This window comes from Blautia sp. KLE_1732_HM_1032 (assembly GCF_025147905.1).
In the GTDB taxonomy this organism is placed as follows: domain Bacteria; phylum Bacillota; class Clostridia; order Lachnospirales; family Lachnospiraceae; genus Blautia_A; species Blautia_A fusiformis.
Genome location: NZ_CP102266.1, coordinates 1,700,542 through 1,727,495 on the forward strand (window position 1 = coordinate 1,700,542; position 26,954 = coordinate 1,727,495).

General features: G+C 42.3%; 32 protein-coding genes. 23 read left to right on the plus strand and 9 right to left on the minus strand.

Annotated elements, in window-relative coordinates; all coding sequences use genetic code 11:
• The first annotated feature begins 106 nt into the window (after positions 1-106).
• From NQ489_RS08020 to NQ489_RS08075, 12 genes are all read left to right on the plus strand, one after another.
• A complete protein-coding gene (locus NQ489_RS08020) occupies positions 107-1,978 on the plus strand; it encodes a TIGR03960 family B12-binding radical SAM protein (RefSeq protein ID WP_044961848.1) in 1,872 nt (623 codons plus the stop codon).
• Complete coding sequence (locus tag NQ489_RS08025) at positions 1,953-2,669, plus strand: TIGR03936 family radical SAM-associated protein (protein ID WP_334290829.1); 717 nt, start codon at positions 1,953-1,955, stop codon at positions 2,667-2,669. Before NQ489_RS08020 ends, NQ489_RS08025 begins: the two co-directional genes overlap by 26 nt.
• Positions 2,653-3,876 carry a ribonuclease E/G gene (locus NQ489_RS08030; RefSeq protein WP_044961818.1) on the plus strand — a complete coding sequence of 408 codons (1,224 nt, stop codon included), beginning with the start codon at positions 2,653-2,655 and terminating at the stop codon, positions 3,874-3,876. Before NQ489_RS08025 ends, NQ489_RS08030 begins: the two co-directional genes overlap by 17 nt.
• A 141-nt stretch (positions 3,877-4,017) precedes the next feature.
• Positions 4,018-4,323 carry a 50S ribosomal protein L21 gene (rplU, locus tag NQ489_RS08035; RefSeq protein WP_015525170.1) on the plus strand — a complete coding sequence of 102 codons (306 nt, stop codon included), beginning with the start codon at positions 4,018-4,020 and terminating at the stop codon, positions 4,321-4,323.
• Positions 4,324-4,335: 12 nt separating this feature from the next.
• Complete coding sequence (locus NQ489_RS08040) at positions 4,336-4,656, plus strand: ribosomal-processing cysteine protease Prp (RefSeq protein WP_015525169.1); 321 nt, start codon at positions 4,336-4,338, stop codon at positions 4,654-4,656.
• A 5-nt stretch (positions 4,657-4,661) separates the two neighbouring features.
• Positions 4,662-4,949 carry a 50S ribosomal protein L27 gene (gene rpmA / locus NQ489_RS08045; protein WP_015525168.1) on the plus strand — a complete coding sequence of 96 codons (288 nt, stop codon included), beginning with the start codon at positions 4,662-4,664 and terminating at the stop codon, positions 4,947-4,949.
• Between the two features lie 64 nt (positions 4,950-5,013).
• Positions 5,014-6,306 (plus strand): GTPase ObgE, encoded by a 1,293-nt coding sequence (gene obgE, locus NQ489_RS08050; RefSeq protein ID WP_021652070.1) that lies wholly within the window; start codon positions 5,014-5,016, stop codon positions 6,304-6,306.
• An 11-nt stretch (positions 6,307-6,317) separates the two neighbouring features.
• On the plus strand, positions 6,318-6,608 hold the full coding sequence (gene yhbY / locus NQ489_RS08055) for a ribosome assembly RNA-binding protein YhbY (RefSeq protein WP_021978046.1): 291 nt from the start codon (positions 6,318-6,320) through the stop codon (positions 6,606-6,608).
• Positions 6,609-6,624: 16 nt separating this feature from the next.
• On the plus strand, positions 6,625-7,266 hold the full coding sequence (gene nadD / locus NQ489_RS08060; protein ID WP_021652068.1) for a nicotinate-nucleotide adenylyltransferase: 642 nt from the start codon (positions 6,625-6,627) through the stop codon (positions 7,264-7,266).
• Complete coding sequence (gene yqeK, locus NQ489_RS08065; RefSeq protein ID WP_015525164.1) at positions 7,253-7,867, plus strand: bis(5'-nucleosyl)-tetraphosphatase (symmetrical) YqeK; 615 nt, start codon at positions 7,253-7,255, stop codon at positions 7,865-7,867. The genes nadD and yqeK overlap by 14 nt, the downstream gene beginning before the upstream one ends.
• Before the next feature lie 6 nt (positions 7,868-7,873).
• Positions 7,874-8,263, plus strand: a complete 390-nt coding sequence (gene rsfS, locus NQ489_RS08070; protein WP_021652066.1) for a ribosome silencing factor — start codon at positions 7,874-7,876, stop codon at positions 8,261-8,263.
• A gap of 158 nt (positions 8,264-8,421) precedes the next feature.
• On the plus strand, positions 8,422-9,099 hold the full coding sequence (locus NQ489_RS08075) for a hypothetical protein (protein ID WP_044961847.1): 678 nt from the start codon (positions 8,422-8,424) through the stop codon (positions 9,097-9,099).
• Between the two features lie 375 nt (positions 9,100-9,474).
• Here NQ489_RS08075 and lexA read toward each other — a convergent pair whose 3' ends face one another.
• Positions 9,475-10,095, minus strand: a complete 621-nt coding sequence (gene lexA, locus NQ489_RS08080) for a transcriptional repressor LexA (RefSeq protein WP_227945614.1) — start codon at positions 10,093-10,095, stop codon at positions 9,475-9,477.
• Between the two features lie 214 nt (positions 10,096-10,309).
• Here lexA and NQ489_RS08085 point away from each other — a divergent pair, with 214 nt between their 5' ends.
• The 11 genes from NQ489_RS08085 to NQ489_RS08135 all read left to right on the plus strand — a co-directional run bounded on the left by NQ489_RS08085 (position 10,310) and on the right by NQ489_RS08135 (position 20,579).
• Entirely contained in the window at positions 10,310-11,752 is a 1,443-nt protein-coding gene (locus NQ489_RS08085; protein ID WP_021652064.1) for an HlyD family efflux transporter periplasmic adaptor subunit, read from the plus strand.
• A gap of 19 nt (positions 11,753-11,771) precedes the next feature.
• Positions 11,772-12,464, plus strand: coding sequence for a YggS family pyridoxal phosphate-dependent enzyme (locus tag NQ489_RS08090; RefSeq protein WP_015525161.1), 693 nt, complete (start codon positions 11,772-11,774; stop codon positions 12,462-12,464).
• A 24-nt stretch (positions 12,465-12,488) separates the two neighbouring features.
• A complete protein-coding gene (locus NQ489_RS08095) occupies positions 12,489-13,142 on the plus strand; it encodes a cell division protein SepF (protein WP_021652063.1) in 654 nt (217 codons plus the stop codon).
• A 4-nt stretch (positions 13,143-13,146) separates the two neighbouring features.
• Positions 13,147-13,899: a YlmH family RNA-binding protein gene (locus NQ489_RS08100; RefSeq protein WP_021652062.1), complete on the plus strand. Its 753-nt coding sequence runs from the start codon at positions 13,147-13,149 to the stop codon at positions 13,897-13,899.
• Between the two features lie 20 nt (positions 13,900-13,919).
• On the plus strand, positions 13,920-15,011 hold the full coding sequence (gene aroB / locus NQ489_RS08105) for a 3-dehydroquinate synthase (protein ID WP_021652061.1): 1,092 nt from the start codon (positions 13,920-13,922) through the stop codon (positions 15,009-15,011).
• A gap of 62 nt (positions 15,012-15,073) precedes the next feature.
• Complete coding sequence (gene lspA, locus NQ489_RS08110; RefSeq protein ID WP_326929028.1) at positions 15,074-15,544, plus strand: signal peptidase II; 471 nt, start codon at positions 15,074-15,076, stop codon at positions 15,542-15,544.
• A gap of 47 nt (positions 15,545-15,591) precedes the next feature.
• A complete protein-coding gene (locus tag NQ489_RS08115; protein ID WP_021652059.1) occupies positions 15,592-16,506 on the plus strand; it encodes an RluA family pseudouridine synthase in 915 nt (304 codons plus the stop codon).
• 102 nt (positions 16,507-16,608) lie between these two features.
• Positions 16,609-17,250, plus strand: a complete 642-nt coding sequence (locus NQ489_RS08120; RefSeq protein ID WP_022427272.1) for a cytidylate kinase-like family protein — start codon at positions 16,609-16,611, stop codon at positions 17,248-17,250.
• A gap of 170 nt (positions 17,251-17,420) precedes the next feature.
• Positions 17,421-18,848, plus strand: a complete 1,428-nt coding sequence (locus NQ489_RS08125; protein ID WP_044961815.1) for an AI-2E family transporter — start codon at positions 17,421-17,423, stop codon at positions 18,846-18,848.
• Positions 18,845-19,294 (plus strand): D-aminoacyl-tRNA deacylase, encoded by a 450-nt coding sequence (dtd, locus tag NQ489_RS08130; protein WP_021652056.1) that lies wholly within the window; start codon positions 18,845-18,847, stop codon positions 19,292-19,294. Before NQ489_RS08125 ends, dtd begins: the two co-directional genes overlap by 4 nt.
• 223 nt (positions 19,295-19,517) lie before the next feature.
• Positions 19,518-20,579 (plus strand): tyrosine-type recombinase/integrase, encoded by a 1,062-nt coding sequence (locus NQ489_RS08135; protein WP_021652055.1) that lies wholly within the window; start codon positions 19,518-19,520, stop codon positions 20,577-20,579.
• 221 nt (positions 20,580-20,800) lie between these two features.
• Here NQ489_RS08135 and NQ489_RS08140 read toward each other — a convergent pair whose 3' ends face one another.
• The 8 genes from NQ489_RS08140 to NQ489_RS08175 all read right to left on the minus strand — a co-directional run bounded on the left by NQ489_RS08140 (position 20,801) and on the right by NQ489_RS08175 (position 26,952).
• Positions 20,801-21,058 carry a hypothetical protein gene (locus tag NQ489_RS08140; protein ID WP_015525151.1) on the minus strand — a complete coding sequence of 86 codons (258 nt, stop codon included), beginning with the start codon at positions 21,056-21,058 and terminating at the stop codon, positions 20,801-20,803.
• A gap of 157 nt (positions 21,059-21,215) precedes the next feature.
• On the minus strand, positions 21,216-22,046 hold the full coding sequence (rhaD, locus tag NQ489_RS08145; protein WP_021652054.1) for a rhamnulose-1-phosphate aldolase: 831 nt from the start codon (positions 22,044-22,046) through the stop codon (positions 21,216-21,218).
• Positions 22,047-22,436: 390 nt separating this feature from the next.
• Entirely contained in the window at positions 22,437-23,009 is a 573-nt protein-coding gene (gene cyaB, locus NQ489_RS08150) for a class IV adenylate cyclase (protein WP_021652052.1), read from the minus strand.
• A 4-nt stretch (positions 23,010-23,013) separates the two neighbouring features.
• Positions 23,014-23,361: a hypothetical protein gene (locus tag NQ489_RS08155; RefSeq protein WP_015525145.1), complete on the minus strand. Its 348-nt coding sequence runs from the start codon at positions 23,359-23,361 to the stop codon at positions 23,014-23,016.
• A 174-nt stretch (positions 23,362-23,535) separates the two neighbouring features.
• Positions 23,536-24,408 (minus strand): DegV family protein, encoded by an 873-nt coding sequence (locus NQ489_RS08160; protein WP_092070011.1) that lies wholly within the window; start codon positions 24,406-24,408, stop codon positions 23,536-23,538.
• A gap of 23 nt (positions 24,409-24,431) precedes the next feature.
• Positions 24,432-25,073: a GNAT family N-acetyltransferase gene (locus NQ489_RS08165; protein WP_021652050.1), complete on the minus strand. Its 642-nt coding sequence runs from the start codon at positions 25,071-25,073 to the stop codon at positions 24,432-24,434.
• Between the two features lie 200 nt (positions 25,074-25,273).
• Complete coding sequence (locus tag NQ489_RS08170) at positions 25,274-26,284, minus strand: HAMP domain-containing sensor histidine kinase (RefSeq protein WP_021652049.1); 1,011 nt, start codon at positions 26,282-26,284, stop codon at positions 25,274-25,276.
• The gene (locus tag NQ489_RS08175) at positions 26,281-26,952 is read right to left on the minus strand and encodes a response regulator transcription factor (protein WP_021652048.1); all 672 of its coding nucleotides are present in this window, start codon (positions 26,950-26,952) and stop codon (positions 26,281-26,283) included. The genes NQ489_RS08170 and NQ489_RS08175 overlap by 4 nt, the downstream gene beginning before the upstream one ends.
• Positions 26,953-26,954: the final 2 nt, after the last annotated feature.

Below are 26,954 nucleotides of genomic sequence, written 5' to 3' on the forward strand. Positions count from 1 at the left end.
AAAATGCATACTATTTTTCAAGTTTATTCAGAAAAAAGGATACGGTATGCCACCATCAGGAAAATCTCTGTTTTGGCAGAAAGTAACAATTGTTGAAAGGAAAAGAATGAGAAAATTAGCACTTAGTGATGAAATTTTAATGAAGGTTGACAAAGCTGCCCGTTATATCGGCGGTGAAGTCAACTCCGTAATGAAAGATAAAAATGCAGTAGATATCCGTTTCGCAATGTGCTTCCCGGATGTCTACGAGATCGGAATGTCAAACCTGGGCATGATGATCCTCTATAACATGTTCAACCAGCGCGAGGACGTATGGTGTGAGCGGCTCTTTTCCCCATGGCCGGATCTGGATAAGGTGATGAGGGAGGAGAAGATCCCGTTGTTTGCACTGGAATCCCAGGAGCCTATCCGGGATTTTGATTTTCTTGGAATTACGATCGGGTACGAGATGTGTTATACCAACATCCTCCAGGTACTGGATCTCAGTGGTATCCCGCTGAAAAGTGCAGACCGTGGTGAGGATTTTCCTATTGTGATCGGTGGCGGTGCCTGTGCGTATAATCCGGAGCCGCTGGCACCTTTTTTTGATATGTTTTATATCGGAGAAGGTGAAACGGTTTATGATGCACTTTTTGATGCGTACAAGGCAAATAAAAAGGCTGGTGGCAGCAGGAAGGATTTTCTTCTGGCAGCAGCTAAGATCCCTGGAATTTATGTTCCGTCTCTCTATGAAGTTACCTATAAAGAAGATGGTACGATCGCATCCTTTGCACCGACGGCGGATGGTGTTCCTGAGAAGGTCCAGAAACAGCTGATCATTGATATGGAAAAGGAATATCGTGCTGTGGAGGCACCGGTCGTTCCTCACATTAAGGCAACACAGGATCGTGTAACTCTTGAAATCCAGAGAGGATGCATTCGAGGCTGTCGTTTCTGCCAGGCAGGTATGATCTATCGTCCGACCCGTGAACGTGATGTGGAAACTCTGAAAGAATCGGCGCGTATTATGCTGAAAAATACAGGTCATGAGGAGATTTCCCTCAGTTCTTTAAGTTCCAGTGACTATTCCCAGCTGAAAGAACTGGTGAATTTCCTGATCGAGGAATTCCACGGAAAAGCAATCAACATTTCCTTGCCATCTCTTCGAATTGATGCTTTTGCGCTGGATGTTATGAGTAAAGTGCAGGATGTAAAGAAAAGCAGCCTGACTTTTGCTCCGGAGGCCGGTTCTCAGCGACTTCGTGACGTTATCAACAAAGGTCTGACAGAGGAAGTGATCCTCCATGGTGCGGGCGAAGCATTCAAGGGTGGCTGGAATCAGGTGAAGCTTTACTTTATGCTCGGTCTTCCCACAGAAACAGAAGACGATATGAAGGGAATTGCTCATCTGGCACAGAAGATCGCAGAGACCTATTATGAGGTAGTTCCGAAAGAACAGCGTAAAGGTAAGGTACAGATCAACGTCAGCACATCTTTCTTTGTGCCGAAGCCGTTTACCCCATTTCAGTGGGCACCAATGTATACAGAGCAGGATTTTGTGGAAAAAGCCAAGGTGGTTAAAAATGAAGTCCGCGCCCAGCTGAATCAGAGAAGTATCCGTTATAACTGGCATGAACCGGATGTAACAGCTCTGGAAGGATTTCTCGCACGCGGGGACAGACGATGCGCGGATGTGATCCTGAAGGCTTATGAAAAAGGTGCCCTTTACGATGCCTGGACAGAAAATTTTGATTATGATATCTGGAAGGAAGCTATGGCTGAATGCGGAGTGGATATGACATTCTACACACTTCGTGAAAGAAGCCTGGATGAGATCCTTCCATGGGATTTCATTGATACCGGTGTCAGTCGCAGATTCCTGGAGCGTGAATGGCAGCGTGCAAAAGAGGGTGTTGTGACGGAAAACTGCCGTCAGAAATGTTCCGCATGTGGAGCTATGAAATTTAAAGGAGGTGTCTGCCTTGAAGGTAAGAATTAAATTCAGCAAAGAGGGTCCTATGAAGTTTGTGGGACATCTGGATACCATGCGTTATTTCCAGAAAGCGCTTCGTCGTGCAGAGCTCCCGGTAGCGTTTTCCGGTGGATACAGCCCGCATATGATCATGTCTTTTGCGGTTCCACTTGGAGTGGGGATGGAGAGTCTCGGAGATTATTTTGACCTGGAAATGGCAGAAGATATGCCTACTGCAGAGATCGCAGCCCGTCTGGAGGAACAGATGGCAGAGGGGATGCATATCGTTAGCGTCCGCAAGGTAGAGGATGGAAAAGCGGGTAAAGCGATGGCACTGGTGGCAGCAACAGATTATCTTGTGGAGTTCCGTCCGGGCAAAGAGCCTTCTATTGACTGGAAAAGCCGTGTGAAAGAATTTCTGGCACAGCCGGAGATCAAAGTGACCAAGCAGACCAAGCGCAGCGAAAAGGAGATCGATCTTCGTCCGAATATCTATAAAATGGAAGTAAGAGAGAATGGGTTCTTTTATATGCTGGCATCTGCAAGCTCTAATTATACGAAGCCGGAGATGGTAACAAACACATTTTTCCACTGGATTGGAGAAGAACTTCCGGAATTTGCCTTCACAGTGAAACGTCTGGAAATGTATGCCGATAAAGGAGAAAATGCAAGCCCACGTTTTGTGACTCTGGAATCATTAGGTGAGAAAATTGAGTAAACTGATCATAACAAGAATGGAGATCCATGGTGTGCCCTGTACAGTAGCGGCTCTTTCGGAGGAGGAACGGATCGTTGAGATCCGACTGGAATCCGATCAGGAAAAATCCATTCTTGGAAATATATACACCGGACAGGTCGAAAATATCGCATCCAATATCCAGGCGGCTTTTGTGCAGATCGAGCCTGGAAAGAGATGCTACTATTCTCTTGCAGAGGCACAGAGAGCTGTTTTTTCCGCAGGAAGAAAAGGAAACGGACCATTGCGGCCTGGAGATGAGCTCCTGGTACAGGTGAGCAGGGATGCCATGAAGGGAAAACTTCCGGCACTGACATCCAATCTGAATTTTACGGGAAGATATCTTGTTCTCACTACAGGAGATAAAAAGTTTGGTCTGTCTTCCAAGCTGGCACTGGAAGATCGCCATCGCCTCAGCGGATGGCTGAAAGAGGAAGCAGAGCGTCCGGATAAGGAATTCGGTATCATTGTCCGGACCAATGCCGCAGACGCTTCCAAAGAAGAGATCCTGAAGGAACTGGAGTGGCTGAAGGGCCGCTACCATAAAGCCGTAGTTCAGGGACGGAACCGTACCTGTTTCAGTCTTGTACTGGAGACAGAACCATTTTATGTGGCTGCTGTGAGGGATGCTTATGGTCGTGACCTGGATGAGATCATTACCGATGTGCCGGAAATCAGAGAAATGATCCTGGGATATCTGGAAGAGATCAGCCCGGAGCTTAAAGAAAAGCTTCGTTTTTATCAGGACAAACTTCTTCCGCTTTATAAGCTGTATCGCGTGGAAACCGCACTGGATGCGATCCAGAAAGAAAAAGTATGGCTGAACAGCGGCGGATTTCTGGTGATCCAGCAGACGGAGGCCTTTGTATCCATTGATGTAAACAGTGGAAAATATATCGGAAAGAAGAAAATGGAAGAAACCTTCCGCAAGATCAATCTGGAAGCGGCTGCGGAGATCGGCCGGCAGTTACGGCTGCGTAATCTTTCAGGTATTATCCTGATCGATTTTATCAACATGGAAAATCCGGATCACAGAGATGAACTCTTTCATGTTTTACAGAAGCTCCTCAGAAAAGATCCGGTAAAGAGCAGGGCCATTGATATCACACCATTGCATATCCTGGAAATGACCAGAAAGAAAGTAAGACGTCCGGTGATCGAGGACATTCGGGAGCTTACAAAAAAATAATAAAAATATCAAAAAAACTATTGACATAACAGTATGTCACTGTTATGATAATCGAGTATGCCGCACAAAGAGGTTAAAGAGCTTCAGTTTCAGAACAGGAGCCACCGAATTTGGCGAGTAAATAATTAGGAGGTGCCACAGATGTACGCAATTATTGCAACAGGTGGTAAACAGTACAAGGTTGCCGAGGGTGACGTAATTAAAGTTGAAAAGCTCGGTGTAGAAGCTGGTGAAACCGTAACATTTGACAACGTGATCGCAGTCAGCAATGACGGATTAAAGGTTGGCGAGGATGTAAAAGATGCCAGTGTTACCGCTTCTGTAGTTGAAAACGGTAAGAATCGCAAGGTCATCGTTTACAAATACAAACGCAAAACTGGATATCACAAGAAAAACGGACACAGACAGCAGTACACCAAAGTTAAGATCGAAAAGATTAACGGTTAATCTGGTGTCATCATGATTACAATTAAAGTCAGAAAGAAAAACGGATCTTACGAAGAATTTATTTCGAAGGGACATGCCGGTTATGCAGAAGCCGGACAGGATATTGTCTGTGCTGCGGTATCTGCACTGATCATTACCACGGTGAATTCTCTTGAGAAATTCACAGATGATAAATTTGATGTGCAGGAAAAGGATGGATTTGTTTCCATTCATTTCAGAAATGATCTTTCTGAACGGGGGATGCTCCTTATGGATTCCTTACTTCTCGGTCTGACGGAAATTGCTGGTAGTTATAACAATCGATATTTGACAGTAAAAGTCAAGGAGGTGTAACAACAATGATGAAGATGAACCTTCAGTTATTCGCACATAAAAAGGGAGTTGGTTCTACAAAGAACGGTCGTGATTCCGAGTCTAAGAGATTAGGTGCGAAAAGAGCAGACGGACAGTTTGTAAAAGCCGGAAACATTCTTTACAGACAGCGCGGAACCAAGATTCACCCAGGTGAAAACGTAGGCTGCGGTAAAGACTATACTTTATTTGCACTTACAGACGGAGTCGTAAGATTCACAAGAAAAGGTCGCGATAAGAAACAGGTTTCTATCGTTCCTGTAGACGCAGAGTAATGAAATAGGTAAAAGGCTTCAAATCGATCCGGTTTGGAGCCTTTTTTTGGAATAGAGGTGTAATATGTTTGCAGATAGAGCAAGGATCATTATCCGCTCCGGTAAAGGCGGCGACGGACATGTAAGCTTCCGACGTGAGCTGTATGTACCCAATGGCGGGCCGGATGGCGGCGATGGTGGCCGTGGCGGTGATGTGATTTTTGAGATTGACGAGGGCCAGAATACTCTCGGAGACTACAGACACAGAAGAAAATATAAAGCTGAGGATGGCCAGGAAGGCGGTAAAAAACGCTGCCATGGTGCAGACGGTAAGGATGTGGTCCTGAAGGTTCCGGAAGGTACGGTGATCATGGATGCGGAATCCGGCAAGGTCATCGCGGATATGTCCGGTGAGAATCGCAGACAGGTCGTATTAAAAGGCGGTCGTGGTGGAAAAGGCAATCAGCACTATGCAACAGCTACCATGCAGGTACCGAAATATGCCCAGCCTGGACAGCCGGCTCAGGAACTTGAGGTTCTCCTTGAGCTTAAAGTGATCGCAGATGTCGGTCTGGTAGGATTTCCGAATGTTGGTAAATCTACTTTCCTTTCCCGTGTGACAAATGCACAGCCGAAGATCGCCAACTATCATTTTACAACATTGAGCCCTAATCTTGGAGTTGTAGATACTGATAACGGCGGCTTTGTTATCGCTGATATTCCGGGACTGATCGAGGGTGCATCAGAAGGTGTGGGACTTGGACATGAATTCCTCCGTCATATTGAGCGTACACGAGTTATCATCCACATTGTAGATGCCGCTTCCGTAGAAGGTCGTGATCCAGTGGAGGATATCCACAAGATCAATAAAGAACTGGAGGCCTACAATCCGGAAATTGCAGCAAGACCGCAGGTGATCGCAGCCAACAAGATTGACTGTATTTTTGATGATGGCGAAGAAAGCCCTATTGATCAACTGAAAGCAGAATTTGAGCCACAGGGTATTTCGGTTTATCCAATTTCAGCCGTTACCGGGCAGGGTGTCAGAGAACTCCTTTTCCATGTGAAAGAGCTTCTGGATAAGAGCCCGATGAAACCGGTAGTGTTTGAACAGGAATTCTTCCCGGAAGATGTTCTTGTAAATGAAAATCTTCCGTTTACTGTGGAGCGCAGCGAGGAAGATCCGGAAGTATTCCTTGTGGAAGGTCCTAAGATTGAAAAAATGCTTGGCTATACAAATCTGGATTCTGAGAAGGGATTTGCCTTCTTCCAGAAATTCCTGAAAGAGGGCGGTATCCTGGAGGAACTGGAAAAAGCCGGTATCCAGGAAGGCGATACGGTTCGTATGTATGGCTTTGATTTTGATTATTATAAATAAGAGGTATGACAATGACAAGTAAGCAGAGAGCATATTTAAAAGGCCTTGCCATGACAATGGATCCGATCCTTCAGCTTGGCAAGGGTGGTCTTACTCCTGAAAATACCGCTGCTGTTGAGGAAGCTCTTGCAGCAAGAGAGCTGATCAAGATCAGCGTTCTTCAGAACTGTCTGGAGGATCCACGTGAAATGGCACAGGTTCTTGCAGAGAGAACAAGATCTCAGGTAGTACAGGTGATCGGTAAAAAGATCGTTCTCTACAGAGAAGGTAAAAAGGACAAGAAAAAAATCATTCTTCCGTAATCTCGGGAGGTTATAAATGAGCAAAGCAACAAAAAAAATAGGAATCATGGGTGGTACTTTTGATCCCATTCATATGGGGCATTTGATCCTGGGAGAAAAAGCCTATGAACAGCTTGAGCTTGATAAAGTTTTGTTCATGCCCTGCGGGAATCCACCTCATAAACGGAACCGTAAGGGCAGAGCAACTGATGAACAGCGTGCGGAAATGGTCCGTCTTGCCATAGAGGATAATCCTCACTTTGAGCTGTCTCTGATCGAGATGCATGAGGAAGGCTATACGTATACTTACCGGACTCTGGAACAGCTGAATAAAGCGAATCCGGACACAGAGTATTATTTTATCATCGGTGCAGATTCGCTTTTTAATTTTGATACCTGGATGGAACCGGAACGCATTTGTCAGGAAGCAGTACTGGTAGTGGCAACCAGAGATCATACTCCATTGAAGGAACTTGATCAGCAGATGCAACTTCTGTCACAGAAGTATAACGGGAATTTTATTCGACTGGATACCATGAATATTGATGTTTCCAGTGAGCTGCTCCGTTCCTGGCATGAAAGCGGGCAGAGTCTCCGCTATTATGTTCCCAAGCCTGTGATTTCCTATATTGAGAAAAACGATATCTATAAAGGAAATGATTCAGATGGGAAAATATGATTTTATCAAGATAAAAAAGAAACTTTCCAAATATCTGGATGAGGCCAGATTTGAGCATACAATGGGGGTTATGTACACTTGTGCTGCGCTTGCCATGGTTTATGATTATGATCTGGAGGATGCACAGGCTGCAGGACTTCTTCATGACAGTGCAAAGTGTATTCCTAATAAAAAGAAACTGAAGCTGTGCAGCCAGCATGATATTCCGGTATCAGATTTTGAAAAGGATCATCCGTTTCTTCTCCATGCCAAACTGGGGGCTTATGTGGCCAGCAGTAAATATGATATTAAAGACGAAGAGATCCTGACAGCGATCACTTATCATACAACAGGAAGACCAGGAATGAGCCTTCTTGAGAAGATCGTATATATTTCAGACTATATTGAACCAATGCGTGACAAAGCTCCGAATCTTGCGAAGGTGCGAAAGATTGCTTTTGAAGATCTGGATGAGTGTATGTATGAGATTTTAAAGGATACACTGGAATATCTGGAGGAAAATCCCAAGGAAATCGACAGTACGACCAGGGATGCTTATGTTTATTATAAAGAACTCCATGACAGAAAAATGCAGGATGCAGCCAACAGACAGGAGGATTAAAATTCTATGAGTATCGAAAAAGAGATGGTCCGGATCGCCTGCAAGGCACTGGATGATAAAAAAGCAAAGGATATCAAGATCATTGATATCCATGAGGTTTCCGTGATCGCAGATTATTTTGTGATCGCAAGTGCTTCCAACCAGAATCAGGTACAGGCAATGGTTGACAATGCAGATGAAATGCTTGGCCGTGCCGGATATGAAGCAAAACAGATCGAGGGAACCAGAAACTCCAGCTGGGTCCTCATGGATTACGGTGATATGATCATCCATATCTTTGATGAGGAAAACAGACTTTTCTACGATCTTGAGAGGATCTGGAGAGACGGCAAGATTCTTGATGCGGAAGAATTTCTTGGTGAGAATTGTACAGAAGTAACTAGCATTTTTCTATAATTTGTAAAAACAATTATTCTGTAGCAAACCAACCAACAAAACGAAGCGTATTACTGGCAAAACCGGTGATACGCTTTTTTAATGCAAGTGGAGGAAATATAATTATAAATAACGAAATACCTAAAACAATTCCGGTCGCAGACTATGCCGGATATATTATGAAAAATTTTAAACCGGATGTCATAAAATTCAAAAAGCCTGAATCGGAATGGACAGAAGAAGAACATACAGAATATACAAAATGGAGTCTTAAACTGTCTATGGCACATAGATTCAAGCAACAAATACAGGAGAATAAACCCTTAACAAATAGGGACAAAAGGATTATAGAACGTTTTAGAAGTGGCACAGATTTCTTTGGCGAAAAAATATGTGGCAGAGAAACATCAAGACTATTCGAACAACCATATACTTTTGATCTATTTGATGAGTGGCAAGAAAAGCACTTTAAAGAACATCCGGAAGACAAAGATAAAACAATCGAAGAGTTATTTGACATACGGCTTTCTGAACAGAAGCTATATCATTACAAAGAAGTAAACGGCAAATATTATGGTGCAGAAATCCCAAAAGAAATACATTACACAGAATATTTCCGATATCTATATTTCAATGTAAAGTATGAATTTAGTGAGAAAACATATTACAGATCTATCCCATATACAGACAAGGATAAGCAAGAAAGTATATGGGATAGGGAACGCTGCTTCGTTGCACAAGAGATCAGTGAATGGAGAGTGGACGAACTAGAAGATTGGCAGCGGGATCTTATCGAAAAAATAAGAGTCGGTGTTGAGCTAAAAGACGATGATATTGTTAAAGCAATGGGTTATTAAAATCTAAATCATGAGCCTCTTTAATCGAGGAATTCAACGATTTATGATAACAACAACAAGTTCCAAACTAAATAAAATTCAGATTTTATTTAGACTACTAATCGTCTGAAACAAGCAAATATTGCTTAAAACAGAGGATAACGATTTTTACGAAAAACAGAAAAATCATGTTTGCGAAAGGATAGAGAATGAGTAAAATTTGTTATATTGGTTTACTGTAAAAATATTATGTGAACTAAATAAGAAGAAATCAAAAAGCAGAAGTTTTCTGCTGAAAAAGAAAAGAGAGATATCTTTGGGGGGCTGTACAGCTACCTTAAAGATATCTCTCTTTTTAGATCACATTACATTGGGTGGGATCTGTTGTTTATATTTTTATGAAAAGAAACGAAATACACCAAATACTTTGCCGAGTATCTGCAGATTACCGGTGATGATGATCGGTTCCATATTGTCGTTCTCCGGCTGAAGTCGATAATAACCATTTTCTTTGTAGAAAGTCTTAACTGTTGCAGAATCATCGATCAGAGCAACTACCATGTCGCCGTTTTCTGCTGTTGCCTGCTGCTTTACAAGAACCTGATCTCCATCAAAAATACCTGCATTGATCATACTGTCGCCTTTGACAGTCAGCATGAAACTTTGTTCATTGGGCATATATTCAGCCGGGATCGGAAAGTAAGCATCGATATTTTCCACTGCCAGGATCGGCTGTCCGGCAGCAACAGTGCCTACAAGAGGAACATTGACAACCTCGCGGCGGACCAGATTGAAATTACCATCAATGATCTCGATCGCACGGGGCTTGGTGGCATCTCTGCGGATATATCCGTTTTTTTCCAGAGCTTCCAGATGGGAGTGAACGGAAGATGTGGATTTCAGGTTTACTGCTTCACAGATTTCACGGACGGAGGGCGGAAAACCTCTGTTAAGGATCTCATTTTTCATATAATCCAGTATTTCCTGCTGCTTTTTACTGATTCTGCCATATGTCATGTGTACTTACCTCCCTGGGTTGATTTTATCTGCTGTCGACCATAATATGACAGCATCACGAAATTATATTTTGAATAGTATAACATACTTTTGAAAAAATGGCAAACGGATATTCGGAAAGTATGTTCGCACGTTTTAAAGCTTGTATTCATTTAAATAAAATGTTACAATAAAACGAACTTTAAGAGATGAACGATGTAAAGGAGGCATTCATTTGCCGGATAATAAAGTACATTCCGGAAAAACTCCGGGATTCTTAGCAAAGCTTCGTAAAATTTTTGGTCTGAACATTGGAACTGTAATGTTCGGAGCAATTTTTATCTATATGATCTTTAGTGTGATTCTTTATCTTACAGCTTCTCATATGGAATCTTATCAGGTTCCCTCCGGTCCGTTATCCATGAATGAGACATACACAGGGCTGGCGATCATGACAGAGAACGTAGTGCAGGCAGATGCGGGCGGTTACGTTACATATTACGCAAGGGAAGGTACCAAGATCAATGCCAACGGTGCTGTCTACAGCCTGAACAGTTCAAGATCTGCAGACAATGTAACCTCTCTGAGCAGAGAGGAACTGGCGGATATACGCAGTAATATGCAAAGCTTTTCCAAAGGATTTGATCCCAGCAAATTCAACAGTGCCTATAGTTTTAAATATCAGCTCAATGGAAGCATCCTTCAGTATGCTTCAGACAGTTCGGGAGCTTCTTCTGCAAGCACGACGTCTGAAGATGGAGAGGAAGCCACAGTTACAACTATAGTTTCCAGTGATCCAAATATCCGCCGTGCGCAGACAGACGGGATCATCCTGTATTCTACAGATGGCTACGAAACCAAAACCGTTGATAATGTCACAGCTGCTGATTTTGATCAGAATTCCTATCAGGAAACGGATCTGAAAACAGATGGACAGATAAAGGCCGGAGATGATATTTATACGATCATTACAGATGAACGCTGGAGTCTTTTGATTCCTTTAAGTGAGAAGCAGGCTGCTAATCTGAAGGAGCGTACATCGATCCGCGTCAAGTTCCTGAAAGATGATCTGACGCAGACAGGAGACTTTTCAATCATGGAGATCGATGGGGCTAAATACGGTAAGATTGATTTTAATAAGGGACTGATCCGATATGCGTCAGACCGGTTTCTGGAAATAGAACTTGTCACGAACAATGTGACAGGTTTAAAGATCCCGTTATCTTCTATCGTAACGAAGGAGTTTTATGCAATACCTTCCAAATATCTTACGACGGATGATGAAACACAGCAATCCGGATTTATGCTTTCCGGCAGAAATAAAAAGGGCGACAGTACGACAACCTTTGTCAATGCCGGTATCTATGGCCGTGATGAGATCACAGACAAAGAAACACAGGAAACAAGCTATATTTATTACGTAGACAAGAATAAATTTAAAGAAGGCGATGCTCTTGTTGATCCGGATAGTGGAGAGAAGTTTATCATCGGAGATACAGAAGTTCTGGAGGGAGTTTTCTGTGTCAATCAGGGATATGCGGTATTCCGCCGGATCGAGATCCTGGATGAAAATGAGGAATATGCGGTTGTATCAAAGGAAACCTATAATGGGCTTGTCCGATATGACCGTATTGTGAAAAATGCAGATAAAGTAAGTGAACAGGATATACTTTACTGATTAAAGGAGGATTTATATCATGGTAGCGGAAAATTTGGCACAGGTGCAGAAAAATATTAATGAATCCTGCAATAAAATTAACAGAGATCCGAATGAAGTCACACTGATCGCAGTAAGCAAAACCAAACCGGTGGAGATGCTGAAGGAGGCTTATGATGCCGGAGCACGTGTCTTTGGAGAGAACAAAGTGCAGGAGATCGTGGATAAATATGATCAGATGCCTTCAGATGTCAAATGGCATATGATCGGACATCTTCAGCGTAATAAAGTAAAATATATTGTGGATAAAGTTGCAATGATCCATTCTGTAGATTCGCTTCGCCTGGCCGAGACGATTGAAAAAGAAGCAGCGAAAAAAGCGGTTATTGTTCCGATCCTTATAGAAGTAAATGTAGCGCAGGAAGAAAGTAAATTTGGTCTGAAACCGGAAGAAGTTTTACCGCTTATAGAACAGATCGCAGATTTTTCACACATTCGGATAAAGGGGCTCATGACAATTGCTCCCTATGTTGATAATGCAGAGGAAAATCGCGAAATTTTCCGTGAACTTAAGAAATTAAGTGTTGACATTGCTGCTAAAAACATTAATAATGTTACTATGAGTGTTCTGAGTATGGGAATGACCGGAGATTACATGGTTGCCGTGCAGGAGGGCGCTACGATGGTGCGTGTAGGCACTGGTATTTTTGGTGCAAGAAATTACGCATTATAAGACTAATAAGATTGGAGATTTAAAATGGGCGTTTTAGACAAGTTTTTAGATGCCATCAAACTGAACGACGATTATGACGATGACGAATTGTTAGATGATAGCCTTCTTGAGGATGAGGACGATTATGATGACGATTTCCTCGATGAAGATGATGATATGGAAGAGAAACCAAAGAAGAAATTTTTTGAGAAATTTTCCAAGAAAAAAAATGACGAGGAAGAGGATTTTCTGGAGGATGAGCCGGAAGATGAAACGGTTAAGGCACCTGTTGCCAAGTCATCTGCAAAGACAGCTGCAGCCAAGGCCCCGGCAAGGCAGGAACGTATTTCCAGACCGGCACCTTCTTCCAAAATCACCCCAATGCGTACAAGCAAGCGTTCTTCCCAGGCTGCAAATATGGAAGTTTGTGTGATCAAGCCTACAACCATGGAGGAAGCAAGAGAAATTGCGGATACACTGGTCGATAATTCTACCGTGATCCTGAATCTTGAAGGAATCGATGTGGAGCTTGCACAGAGGATCATTGATTTTACTTCCGGTGCATGTTATTCACTTGGAGGAAGCCTTCAGCAGGTATCCAGCTATATTTTTGTACTTGGACCATATAATGTAGATATTACAGGTGATCTTCAGAATATTCTTGGCGGTTCTGTGCCGTCTGTTAGAGTGGGTTATTAACCTCATGGATAAAGAAGAACTTTTTGTTAAGAGAATCCGTGAACTGGCAAATCTGGCCTATCAGAGAGATATTACCACATTTACGGATTTTCTTAATTTAAATGAACGGAATATTTTAAACAGTCAGAATTTTCATAAGCTGGGTGTTACAGCGGAAGGTTTTGGCGGATATGAGAATGCAGAGCGTCAGATGGTAGCCTTTCACCCTGATGCTCTTGCTTTTACATGGGATTATCCCATTGATTGCATCCGGCTTGAGCCAAAAGCAGTGAAATTTTCAGAAGATCTGACACATCGGGATTATTTGGGAGCGATCCTGAATCTTGGGGTTGACAGGAGTGTTGTTGGGGATATTCTTATAGAAGATCATACTGCGAGCTTTTTCTGTCTGCGTCAGATGACAGATTTTTTTCTGGAGAATCTGTGTCGTGTAAGACATACCACAGTTGTGGCGTCGAAGATAGAAGATCCGGGTGATCTTCCGAGGCCGGAACTGAAACCAGTTAGTGGAACCTGTGCGTCCGTACGCCTGGATTCTCTGATCGCACTGGCTTTTGGGACTTCCAGAAGCAGTATTGTGCATTGTATTGAAGAGGGGCTTGTTTTTGTAAATGGAAAACTGATCACATCCAATGGTTATGAGCCCAAAGAGGGAGACATCATATCCGTTCGGAAAAAGGGACGTTTTATTTATGATGGAGTATCCCGTCAGACAAAAAAAGGACGTCTAGGGGTACGGATTCTGCTTTATATCTGAACAGCTAGGAGGAAAACGCAATGACAGCATCAAAATTACTTGTAAAACGAGAAGGTGATTTTCATTATCCCATCTGTTTTGAAGAAGATTTTTCTAATCTGGCGCAGGTTATGAAGGAAGAAGGACTTGTTGACAGAAAAATCTGCATTGTAACAGATTCTAATGTGGGACCACTGTATGAAGAATCTGTAAAACAGGTTTTAAGTGAGGTAAGTTCCGATATTTCTGTGTTCACCTTTGAGGCAGGAGAAAAAAACAAAAACCTTAATACCGTTTCGGCATTGTATCAGGCCCTGATCCAAAATGGTCTTGACCGAAAAAGTCTGCTTGTTGCATTAGGCGGTGGTGTGGTAGGGGACCTTACCGGATTTGGCGCGGCAACTTATCTCAGGGGGATTGACTTCATTCAGGTACCGACAACACTGCTTGCACAGGTAGACAGCAGCGTTGGCGGAAAAACCGGCGTAGATTTTCAGCAGTACAAAAACATGGTAGGAGCTTTTCACCAGCCACGTCTTGTATATATGAATCTAAGCACTCTTTCTTCGCTTCCGGCAGAACAGTTTGCCTGCGGAATGGGTGAGATTTTAAAAACAGGATTGATCTGTGATGGAGATTTTTTCCGCTATGTATGCTGTGAGCAGAAAGAGATCAAAAAGCTGGATATGGAACGGATTGCCAGAATGGTACGCAGATGCTGTGAGATCAAAGCAGGCGTTGTGGAGCGTGATCCCAAGGAACAGGGAGAGCGTGCGCTTCTTAACCTGGGACATACTGTGGGGCATGCAGTAGAAAAACTTAAGAATTTCACCCTGCTCCACGGACAGTGTGTGGGAGTCGGACTGGTAGCTGCGGCATATCTTTCCATGAAACGAGGACTTCTGACCAAAGAGGAATATCAGGAAATCTGCCAGGGATGTTCGGATTACGATCTTCCGGTGCATGTAGATGGTCTTATCCCGGAAGAAGTTCTTTCCGCAACAAAGAAAGACAAAAAAATGGAACAGGGACATATCAGGTTTATCCTGATGGATGGTATCGGAAAAAGCTTTATCGACAAAACAGTTACCGATGAAGAAATGCTTTCCTGTATTCAGGAGATAACTCTATGATCAGTCGTGTTAACCATCATCAGAAAATGTCTTTTAGTAAGTGTATGTCGGGGGACATTTTTTTGCTGATCTTACTCGTGGCTGCGGATCAGGGAGCAAAATGGCTGTCATATCTGTATCTGAAAGGACAACCATCGGTTTCGCTGATTCCCGGCGTACTTAAACTTCATTATCTCTATCCGGAAAACAGGGGAATTGCGTTTGGAATGTTTCAGGGAAGTGTACTCTTTTTTGCCATTGTGAGTTTACTGTTTCTGGGAGTGATCCTCTATGCATGGATCCGTATTCCGAAAGAGCGGTTTTATCTGCCGTTGCTCACCATTGCTACAGTACTTGCAGCTGGTGCACTGGGAAATTTTATCGATCGTTTTTTCAGAGGATATGTGATCGATTTTATCTATTTCTCCCTGATCGATTTTCCGGTATTTAATCTTGCGGATGTTTATGTGGTTGTAAGTGGAATTTTTCTGATCCTGTTTGTATGCACGAAATACAGAGATGATGATTTTGCGTTTCTGAATATCAAACAGTGATCCGGGCAGAGATATAATGCATTTGTCTGTTCTTGTAGGAGATATAAATGGAAATATATGATTATACAGTAGAAAAAGAAGAATCAGGTATACGAATCGACCGCTATCTTGCTGAGAAAGACAGCGGTCTTTCCAGGTCTTTCCTTCAGAAACTTCTGAAAGAAGGACAGATTACCGTGGGAGAGAAGGCTGCCAAATCTAATTATAAGGTCCGTGAAAATGACAGGATCCATCTGGAGATCCCGGATTCCAGTGAGCCGGATATCGTTCCGGAGGATATTCCGCTGGATATTCTTTACGAGGATGAAGATGTACTGATCGTTAATAAGCCCAAAGGGATGGTTGTACATCCTGCAGCCGGGCATTATCAGGGAACACTGGTCAATGCAGTTATGGCACATTGTGGTGACAGCCTTTCCGGTATTAACGGAGTGATGCGGCCTGGAATTGTCCACAGAATTGATAAGGATACCACCGGGGCACTGTTGATATGCAAAAATGATATTGCTCACCGGGATCTGGCAGAACAGCTGAAATGTCACAGTATCCGCAGACGCTACCGGGCAGTTGTGCAGGGAAATCTGAAAGAGGATGAGGGAACCATAGAGGGACCTATTGGACGGCATCCGACAGATCGTAAAAAAATGGCCATCAATCATAAAAATGGTAAAGATGCAATAACACATTACAAAGTGCTGGAACGTTTTGGCGAGGCCACGTATGTGGAATGTCGTCTTGAAACAGGACGTACCCACCAGATCCGTGTGCACATGGCCAGTATCGGACATCCGCTTCTTGGGGACACGGTGTATGGTTCATCCAGAAATCCCTATCATCTGGAGGGACAGGCACTTCATGCAATGATCCTTGGATTTGTTCATCCACGTACCGGGGAATATATGGAATTTACAGCCCCACTTCCGGAATATTTTGTTAAATTGCTGACAAAATTGCGAAAATAGCTGGAAAACTTGTGGAATATAGTGTATAATAACTATATTAAAGAGGAAGCGGAGTTAATATTTGCAAATTCGCTGAATCTGAGCAGAAAGGATGTGGCTGTTATGAGTAACAATACAACAAGTTCTATTATTACTATCGGTCGTAAATATGGCAGCGCCGGAAGACAGATCGGCCAGGAAGTTGCTAAATATTTTGGAATCAAATGTTATGATAAAGAGCTGCTGGAGCACGCAGCCAATGACAGTGGGATCTGCAAGGAGCTGTTTGAGCATCATGATGAGAAGCCAACAAACAGTTTTCTTTATTCTCTTGTAATGGATACTTATTCATTTGGGTATTCCTCAGCCGGATTTACAGACATGCCTATGAACCATAAGATTTTTCTTGCACAGTTTGAGGCAATCAAGAAGCTGGCTTCAGAAGGTCCCTGTGTAATGGTCGGCAGATGTGCGGATTATGCACTTGCAGATAATCCGGATTGTTTCAGTGTATTTGTTCATGCAAACCTTGACTGGCGTATCAACCGTATTGCTCAGAAATACAATAAAAATGCCAAAGAGGCCAAGGACATGATCAACAAAACAGACAAAAGCCGTTCCAGCTACTATAATTATTATACCAACAAGAAATGGGGATCTGCGGACAGCTATAATCTTTGTCTGGATAGCAGCAAGCTTGGCATTGATGGAACTGCGAAGGCAATTATCGAAGCCATTCACATTTATGACAGCCTGAAAAAATAAACATCAGATTTTTAGGCACCCTGCCATTTTATGGCGGGGTGTTTTCTGTATCAGCGCGATACCCTGAAGTCGGAATTTATCTTTGCAGGTTATTGGAAAATAATGTTTATGTTTTTTTTAGACACAAACCAGAGATGCTATGTTATAATCACCTGGTGGAGGAAATTACTATGAAAATTCGTTGGAACCATCGCTATGTGCAGTTAGGTGTGACTGCATTTCTGGTTATTGCTGCCAGTATTTTATTTTATTACGGGATTTTCCATATGAAATCTCTGATCACCGGAATTAAAACATTTTTCGGTATTATGGCGCCGATCATTTACGGAGCTGCCATAGCATATCTGCTAACTCCCATTGTTAATTTTTTGGAGAGGAAGATCATTTTTCCGATTTTTGAAAAAAGGAATAAAGCACTTCAGAAAAAGGGGAGGAAAGTAGTACGCTGGATCTGTGTGATCCTTTCTGTATTTCTTATGTTCTTGGTCATTTATGCCCTTGTCATGATGATCCTTCCTCAATTGATTCGAAGCATCATGAATATTATCTACAGTTTTCCTCATTATGTAAGTGTAGTGGAAAACTGGTTAAATTCCGTCGTGGAAAAGGGATGGAAACTGAATCCGGATATGATCAGCCAGATCAATCAGTATTCCAGCAGATTACAGGAGTATCTGACAAATACGATCCTTCCCCAGATGCAGTTTATGATGAAAAATATATCCGCAAGCTTTCTGGATCTTCTTGTTTTTTTGAAGAATTTCCTTATTGGAGCGATCGTATCTCTTTATATACTGGCGGATAAAGAGGGATTTGTTGCCAAGGCAAAAATGGCTGTTTATGCAGTTCTTCCAACCAAATGGGCAACCTTTCTTGTTCATTCCATGCGTTTTACGCATAAAACCTTTGGTGGATTTATCAGCGGAAAGATCCTGGATTCCGCAATTATCGGTGTATTGTGTTATGTTGGAACATCGATCATCGGAACCCCATATGCGATTTTGGTCAGTGTGATCGTCGGTGTTACAAATGTTATTCCGTTTTTCGGGCCATATCTGGGAGCAGTTCCGTGTTTTCTTCTTATTTTGCTGGTAGATCCCATTCAGAGCTTGTATTTCCTGATCTTTATTTTGATTCTTCAGCAGTTTGACGGAAATATCCTTGGACCAAAGATCCTGGGTGAGTCGACCGGACTGTCCAGCTTTATGGTTATTGTTGCAATCATGGTCGGTGGTGGTTTATTTGGAGTTCCGGGAATGATCGTTGGAGTTCCGGTATTTGCTGTGCTGAATGCTGCTGTATGGAAGCTGATCGGACGTAGTCTTGATGAAAAAGATATGTCTGCAGATGCTGAGTTTTATAGAGATATTGATTGTGTAGACCCCGTTTCCGGAAAGGTCCTGCCAATGCCGGTGAAAAAATCCGTATCAAAAGCACAGGAAGTTACAGTAAAAGCGGAAAAAAACAGAATCTGGTCCGGGGCTTGGGATGAAATTAAACGAATGTTTACATTTTTAGTTAAATTTATTCAGGCGAAATATATAGGCTTTCGATTGAAGCAGAAAAACAGACGGAGACGGAGGAAGAACAGGTTATGAAATTTGTAATTCAGCGTGTAAATCATGCAGAAGTCAAAGTAGACGGAGAAATTGTCGGAAAAATTGGAAAAGGGTTTCTTGTTCTGATCGGCGTTGGCCGTGAGGACATCAAAGAGGATGCAGACTGGTATCTGAAAAAGCTTCTGGGACTTCGTATTTTTGAGGATGAAAATGGAAAGACCAATTTGTCCCTGGCGGATGTAAACGGGGAATTGCTTTTGGTTTCACAGTTTACCTTATATGCAAACTGCCGTAAGGGAAACCGTCCAAGCTTTATAGAAGCCGGTGCACCGGATGAAGCAAATAAATTATATGAATATATTATTTCGGAAGCCAGTAAACAGGTTCCGGTTGTGGAACACGGAATTTTTGGTGCAGATATGAAAGTATCTTTGGAAAATGACGGGCCGTTTACCGTTATTTTTGATGAAAACCTCAGAGGGTAACGACAAATAATAATAAAAAGTGCTTCCATAAGGAGGCACTTTATTTACTTGAAAATTTATCAAAAACAGGCAATTTTGCAGGAAGTAGCTGTTTATACTACCAATCTATTTGAAAAACTCGGGTTTGTCGTATAGATATAGATGAGTGTAAAACCTCTTCTTTTAACAGGTGTTTCAGGTATTTCCTGCAAATTATGTAAAATTTATATATTAAGGAGTTTTTATGGATAACAAAATTACTTACCACGAACAAAATGACATTGACAATACTTTAAAACTCCGTGAGGTTTTAAAAACGCTTCCGCCATTTTGCAGGGATTATTTCCGGGCTATTGATGCAACGACTACAACCAAGACCAGAATTTCCTATGCATATGACATTCGTATATTTTTTCAGTTTCTGTTAGATCAGAATCCAATGTTTAAAGACAAAAATATGTCGGATTTTACAATTGATGTTCTGGATCAGATTAAAGCTGTTGATCTTGAGGAATATGAAGAATTTCTCAAAGTTTATAAATCCGCGGACTCTTCCAAAACGGAAACAAATGGTGAACGTGGCGTCAAACGTAAAATTTCTGCTTTAAGAAGTTTTTATGCTTACTATTATAAACATGAAATGATCACCACCAACCCGTCTGTTCTGATCGATGTGCCCAAGATCCATGATAAGAATATTATCCGTCTGGATACAGATGAGGTTGCCATGCTGCTGGATTATATTGAGCATTGCGGAGATACGCTGACCGGGCAGAAACGGATGTACCATGAAAAAACGAAGGACAGAGATCTTGCTATTGTTACTCTCCTTCTTGGTACCGGGATCCGAGTATCGGAATGTGTCGGACTGGATGTTGAGGATGTAGATTTCAAAAACAATGGAATCAAAGTTACCCGAAAAGGCGGAAATGAAATGGTTGTATACTTTGGGCCTGAAGTAGAAAAAGCATTGAAGAAATATCTGGAAGTCAGGGAGAATATTACGCCTCTGGCAGGCCATGAGCACGCTCTCTTCTATTCTACCCAACGCCGCCGGATCGGTGTTCAGGCTATCGAAAATCTGGTTAAAAAATATGCCAGGGAGATCACAACTACAAAAAAGATCACCCCGCATAAGCTTCGCAGCACCTATGGTACTGCCCTGTACCAGGAAACCGGTGATATTTACCTTGTAGCGGATGTTTTGGGTCATAAGGATGTCAATACTACTAAGAAGCATTATGCTGCTCTGGATGATGCCAGACGGCGTCAGGCGGCCAAGGCAGTACGCCTTCGCGAGGACTGATGAATAATGGGACTGCGGAGCAACTGATTCGTTTGACATGCATTGCATATAAATATAGAGACAGATAGTTCACATAATATAAATTATGTAAATCAACTGTCTCTATATATTTAATCAGATCAAGAAAATCTCAAATTCCCTGTAGGGTTCAAAAAACCTTAAGCAGTGGTTATGGATATCTGTATTATATCCATGACCCAAAATCAAAATCCGTACTTAACTTATTTGTCAAAATCTGTCTCAAATACACCTTCCGGAGTACGCATGGTAAGAACACCCAGATTAAATTCACTGTCCATAATTGAGATATGATATTCAAAGATCACATCATCATCAAATTTGGAAAGCAGCACATAGCTTCCATTCTCTTTCCCATCGATCTGATCGCAGATGTCGTCGTAAACGTCCTCTCCGGAAATCTTTCGCGGGTATCCGCTTGCTTTGATCTTCTCTTCGATCGCTTTATATAATTCTTCCATACTTTATCCCATATCCTTTCTGAAATTAATTGGCTGATAAACCAGATATGTTTTTATCATACCAGATTTATCAGCAAAAATCAGCAAATATTTGGTCGTTTCCGATAAAGTTTCAGATAGAGATACCGGTTATATGATTTGCTGCATATGAAGGATTTTATTTCTTTTCGTAAAGGAATTCTTCCGGCAAAGTTACTTTGAAATCTTTTGCAAGGGCGCGGAAGTCATTCGGTGTGATGGTCTGCAGTTTCTGTGGAGCCATGGATAAGATCTTAACCAGGATCTCTGCGGATTTTTCAACGGTATGAAGAAGTCCGAAGGTCAGGTCAAAATCCTCGCCTGAGCAGAACATACCATGATGCGCCCAGATAACAACATCATATTTTTTCATCAGTTCAGCGGTTTTGATCGCGATTTCTCTTCCACCTGGAACCATCCATCCGATGACACCTACACCATCCGGGAATACTACCGGACACTCAGTTGCGGATTCCCAGAGTTCACGGGTAAATACCTTGTCATCCAGGGGAAGAACGAAGGTAAGTGCAATGGTATTGGTGGTATGTGCATGGTAAATAACACGATGTTTACCGTTGGTAAGTTTTTTCTTTACTTCATGGTTCATCAGATGAGTTGGAAGCTCACTGGTCGGACGACCGCCTTCCACAAGACCCCAGCGGATACGGTAGTTGGTTCCTGTTTCGTCAAGCTCAATGATCGCAAGACATACTTCCGGGTCAACGATGATATTACGGAAATATTTACCGCTTCCTGTTACCAGGAAAAACTCTCCGGCAAGTCCCGGAACCTCAACACCGATGGGGGTCCATTCTCCGGGGGCGTTCAGTCGTGGGCGGATCATTTCCACTTCTTCTGCTTTCAGACGATAGCTTAAGTTTCCGCCGTTTCTTTCATGCCACCCCTGCTTATATCCATCATCTGCCATTTTGATAAAGCCCTGTACGAATTTAGATTCAAGAATTTTCATAATATATTTCCTCCGTGTTTAAATGTGGTTTATTGTTGGGTTTGCGATTGCTTCAATATGCTTTCTTGTTGTTTGTGACTTTATTATATGCCCGATTGTGTGGATTTGTAAAGGGCTTTTTTGAAAAAATATCAATAAATCCACATGTAAAATGCAAAAAATCTTGTAAACATTCAATAAACCACATAAAAATAAACATAAAGCAACAAAAATCACGAGTGGTCAATAGTAATGACATGTACATTGAATGTGGTTTGGTGTTGCTTTGTGATGTGGGATTTATAGTATGATAGATAAACTTGGAACGCCGAAGAATTGTAAGAAAAGAAAAAACAGGAACATTTCCGTATTCTGTACCTTAGATACTCACACGAAAATATTCCTGCTGGTTTAAAAAAGATTTTTATTTAATTTTTTCGGAAGCATACTGAGATAAGAAGTCTGTACAGTGTCCGACATGTGATATCCCAATATGGCAAGCAGATCTTCCATTTTGGATAAAATTTCTTTCCGCTCACTTTCCTGCTCTGCGATCACCTCAAGCTCCAGAAAGTCTCCAAGTCCCTCTACCTGATCCAGACAGGCGGTAAATCTGCCACATTTCATATACTTTCGCGTTTTCATGACAGACGCTACCGGAGAAAAATCCAAATGGATGAGAATATTTTTAAGCACTTCTGCATCGGATACTTCTGTTTCCAGTTCCATTCGGGACATGGAGATTTTATCCAGTTTGGGCCCCTTAAAATTAATCTGAGTCTTAGAAATACCGGATCTGCAGTCTGTGCTTGTTCGGATACGCAGTGCTTCATCACGTTTTTTTACATCATGATAGACACTGTTAAAATAGGTATCTTCTTCCTGGATCTGTGCTGTCTCCTGAAATCCCTGATCTGTCAGAAATTTCAGGGTTTCCTTAAGATTCTTTAATGGAAGCTTGATCTCAATTTCAAACTGGGCCATGTGATTACTTCAGAATTTCTGCTTTTTTGTTCAGAAGTGCTTCGCAGGCTGCACATGCTGGGCAGTCACAGTATTTTGCACCGGAAGCTTTGATCTCCTCAGCATGAGCCAGGATCTTTTTTGCGTCATCTGCGCCAAATACCTGTGCACCCATGTCAGAACCTGCAAAAGAGATCAGTCCGTCGATGGGCATGATATCTGCTTCCAGCTCTTTTACGTAAGCAGTTGCCGCATCTGCTTCTTTCTCAGTTCCTGCCGCATCCAGATAATTCTGTGCCGCTTCTTTTACTTCTTTGCATGCAGATGGTGCCTGAAGAAGATCCTGTGTTAATTCTTTAATTGTTTTTGCCATGATAATTTCTCCCTTCTGATCATAGCACTCCCAGAAATTACTGCATCAAGTTCAGCTGTGCAGAACATGAATGGTTGGAAGTGCTATAATAACAGATAAAATCTGCCTGTTATGTATTGATAACAATATCATACCACAACCCTGGATTATTTGCAGAAAATATTGAGACGTTTTTTATAAAGGCATGCAGGAACATCCGATTCCCAGTCCGTCTGGGCCAATATGGCAGGAAAGTCCAAGGGAAAGATCATCACACATCACATCCATTCCCGGAAAGCTTTCCCGGATCTGTGAGATCCAGTCCGCGGTAACTTCCGCAGTGCTGCTGGAGGCAGCCATAAGATATACTTTTCCGGCATCATATTCTTTTTTGAAAGTTGTTTCCAATTCTCTGTGCATAGCATCGATCATGGCTTTTCTTGATTTTTTCATGCCTCTGCATTTCTGGAAAACATCCAGTTTACCGGTTCCAAATTTCATAACCGGTTTGATATTGAGAAGATTTGCGGCCAGTGCTGTGGTGGTATTGATACGGCCTCCCTTTTTCAGATATTCCAGTGTGCTTAATCCGACATAGATCACGGTTTTTTCGCGGGATGCTTCCAGAATATCCTTGATCTGCGGTGCTGTATATCCATCTTCCACCAGGTCTATCGCATCCAGAATGGAACGGTGAAGGGGTGTGGAAACACGCCCGTTATCTACCACAAACACTTTGTTTTCGTATTTGGGTTCCTGAGACAAGGCGGCAGCAGTCATGCAGGAACCGCTTAAACTACTGCTCAACGGAATGTAGAGGATCTGATCATAAGATAAAAGCATTTCGTCCCACATTTCCATAACTTCCTGTGGGGAAGGCTGTGAAGTTGAAACATCTGCTCCTTCACGCAGCTTCTCATAAAATCCTGTTCTGGAAAAATCCAGGTCTTCATGAAACAGTTCTCCATTCAGATAAAAAGGCATGGGAAGGACATGAATATCCAGTTCCTCTGCTTCTTGTTTTAAAATGCCACTGTGGCTGTCAGCCATGATTCCAATTTTTTTCATTTTCCATTTATCTCCTGCGTAATTTATGAATGTGTTTCGCAATGCGGCTCTTTTTTATAAAGAGCTACACTTTCCCGGAAGCGTTTTTTGTTCAGCTCCCGCATCTGGGAAACCTCGTTTTTCTTTACGAAACCATGACTTTCCATAAAGGTTCTTTGATCCAGCTGGTCCATATATATGGAATAATCCGTATCCTTCTCTGTTGAAATCTGTTTGAGAAGCCCGGTACCGATTCCGTTTCTGCGGTAATCTTTGCTTACATAAAGAAAGAGGATATTTCCGGGAGTCGGTTTCTCCGGGGAAACAGTCAATTGTTTTTTCATATCCTGAAGTTTGTTAAAATGCTCCAGATTCTTCCGGCCTTCCTTAGTAAACTTCAGGCGCAGGAAATGATAGCCTTTTTTCAAACGGAAAACCGGGGCAAAATGGCCATGAGATTCTTTACCGGTAATGAGCACCCCAACTACCTGATCCCGGTAGGTTGCCACGGTAACGCTATCTCTGTATATCATATAGGTGTAAAAGAAAAGTCTGGTCAGACGTTTTTCGGTATGTGTTTCCTCAAACTCCCAGCGGTCTTTATAATTTCTTCGGATAAATTCCCGGATTATTGAAAAATCTTCCTTTTCTGCTTTCCGGTAGGCAGGTGCTTTTTTTAATAACATAGTCCATATCTCCTGTATTTTTTCATAAATAACTATCCTATACTTTAAAAGATGATCTGCAACTTAACATCAACTGTTTCTCAACAATTGTTGAAGTTTATGAAAAAGTTTATATAAAATAAAAAAACAACGGAAGAACCTCATGAAAAATAAGGTGTCCGCTGTTTTTGGGTTTTATGGATATGTGTAAAATATTTGTTTTACAGTATAACAGTAAAACGACAGCCGCTTCCGGGAATATTTTCCACGGAAACGGTTCCCTTACACAGGTTCAGGATCTGTTTTACAAGGGCAAGTCCAAGACCGTTTCCCTCCTGTTTATGGGAACTGTCGCCCTGGTAAAATTTGTCAAAGATATGTTTCATGGAGTATTCACTGATCTGGGGGCCTTCGTTTTCTATGGAAAAACGGATCTTTTCTCCTTCCGGCATCATCCGGATATAGATCGTACCACCACAGGGACTGAATTTGATAGCATTGGAAAGCAGATTGTCCCATACATGACAGATGAGATTTTCGTTTCCAAGATACTCCACATCCATCATGTCCACATCAAATTCAATTTCTTTTTCTGACCATTTCGGTTCCATCATAACAATGGATTGTCGGATCTGCTCATCCAGACGGTACCAGTTCTGACGGGTCTGGATCGACTGGTGTTCGATTTTGGACAGCAGCAGGATATTTCCTGCCAGGTGGGAAAGCCTTCTGGTGTTAAAGAGGATTTTGCTGATGTACTGCTCCTGCTCTTCTGATATAGGCATGTCATCATCCTGCAGCAGAGTTGCATAACCCTCAATAGCACTGATGGGAGTTTTGAATTCGTGGGAAACATTGGAAACAAAGTCTGTCTGTAGAATCTCCGTTGCTTCCAGTTCCTGGACCATCAGATTGAAATTAGAATAAATATCCCGGATTTCCTTCATTTGCTTTTCCGTTTCCAGTCGGACGGAAAAATCGCCTTCAGCAACCTGTTGCATGGCTTTTTTCAGCTTTAGTACAGGACCGAAATACCGGATACTGAGAAAGTTGTTAAGGACACCCCCTGCGGTCACGCTGGCCAGGATGATCCATACGATGTTCGGAACAGCTGAAATATGCAGTACATCCATAACAAGCCAGGATATCAGAGATACACAGACAAGCTCCAACATGATCATAAAGATAAAACGTAAACGAATGCTTAAATTTATGAAGGGTTTCTTTTTCATGCCTTTACCACCTTATATCCAACTCCACGGATCGTCACGATCTTAAAATCCGGATTATCGCGGAAGCGTTCCCGAAGCCTTCCGATGTGGACATCTACTGTGTGGGCATCGCTTGCGGAATCATATCCCCAGATATCATCCATAAGCTGTTGCCGGGTAAAGATTTTTCCCGGAAAAGAAACCATCTTATATAAGAGCATGAATTCTTTCTGAGGAAGTACCATACTTTCCGAGGAGGTGGAGACCGTCAGGGAATCGCACTCCAAAATGGTATCTCCGATTCGCTGTTTCCGCTCATTGATCATCTGTGCTCTGCGGAGAAGTGCACCTACCCGCAAAACCAGTTCATTGATATTGACCGGTTTCACCATATAATCATCGGTACCGGACAGAAATCCCATACGCATATCATCAAAAGCATCTTTGGCAGTGACCATAAGTACAGGAATGGAATCTCCGGCATCTCTGAGTGAGCGGACCAGTTCATAGCCATCCATGTTGGGCATCATTATGTCCGAAATGATCAGATCGTAATAATCTTTTTCCAGGACATCCAGCGCTTCCTGTCCGTCAGAGACCCCTTTTACTGTATAACCGTTTTTTAAGAGGACATGCCGGAAAAGTTGGCGGAGTTCCAGGTCATCTTCCGCAATGAGAATTTTAAACATTT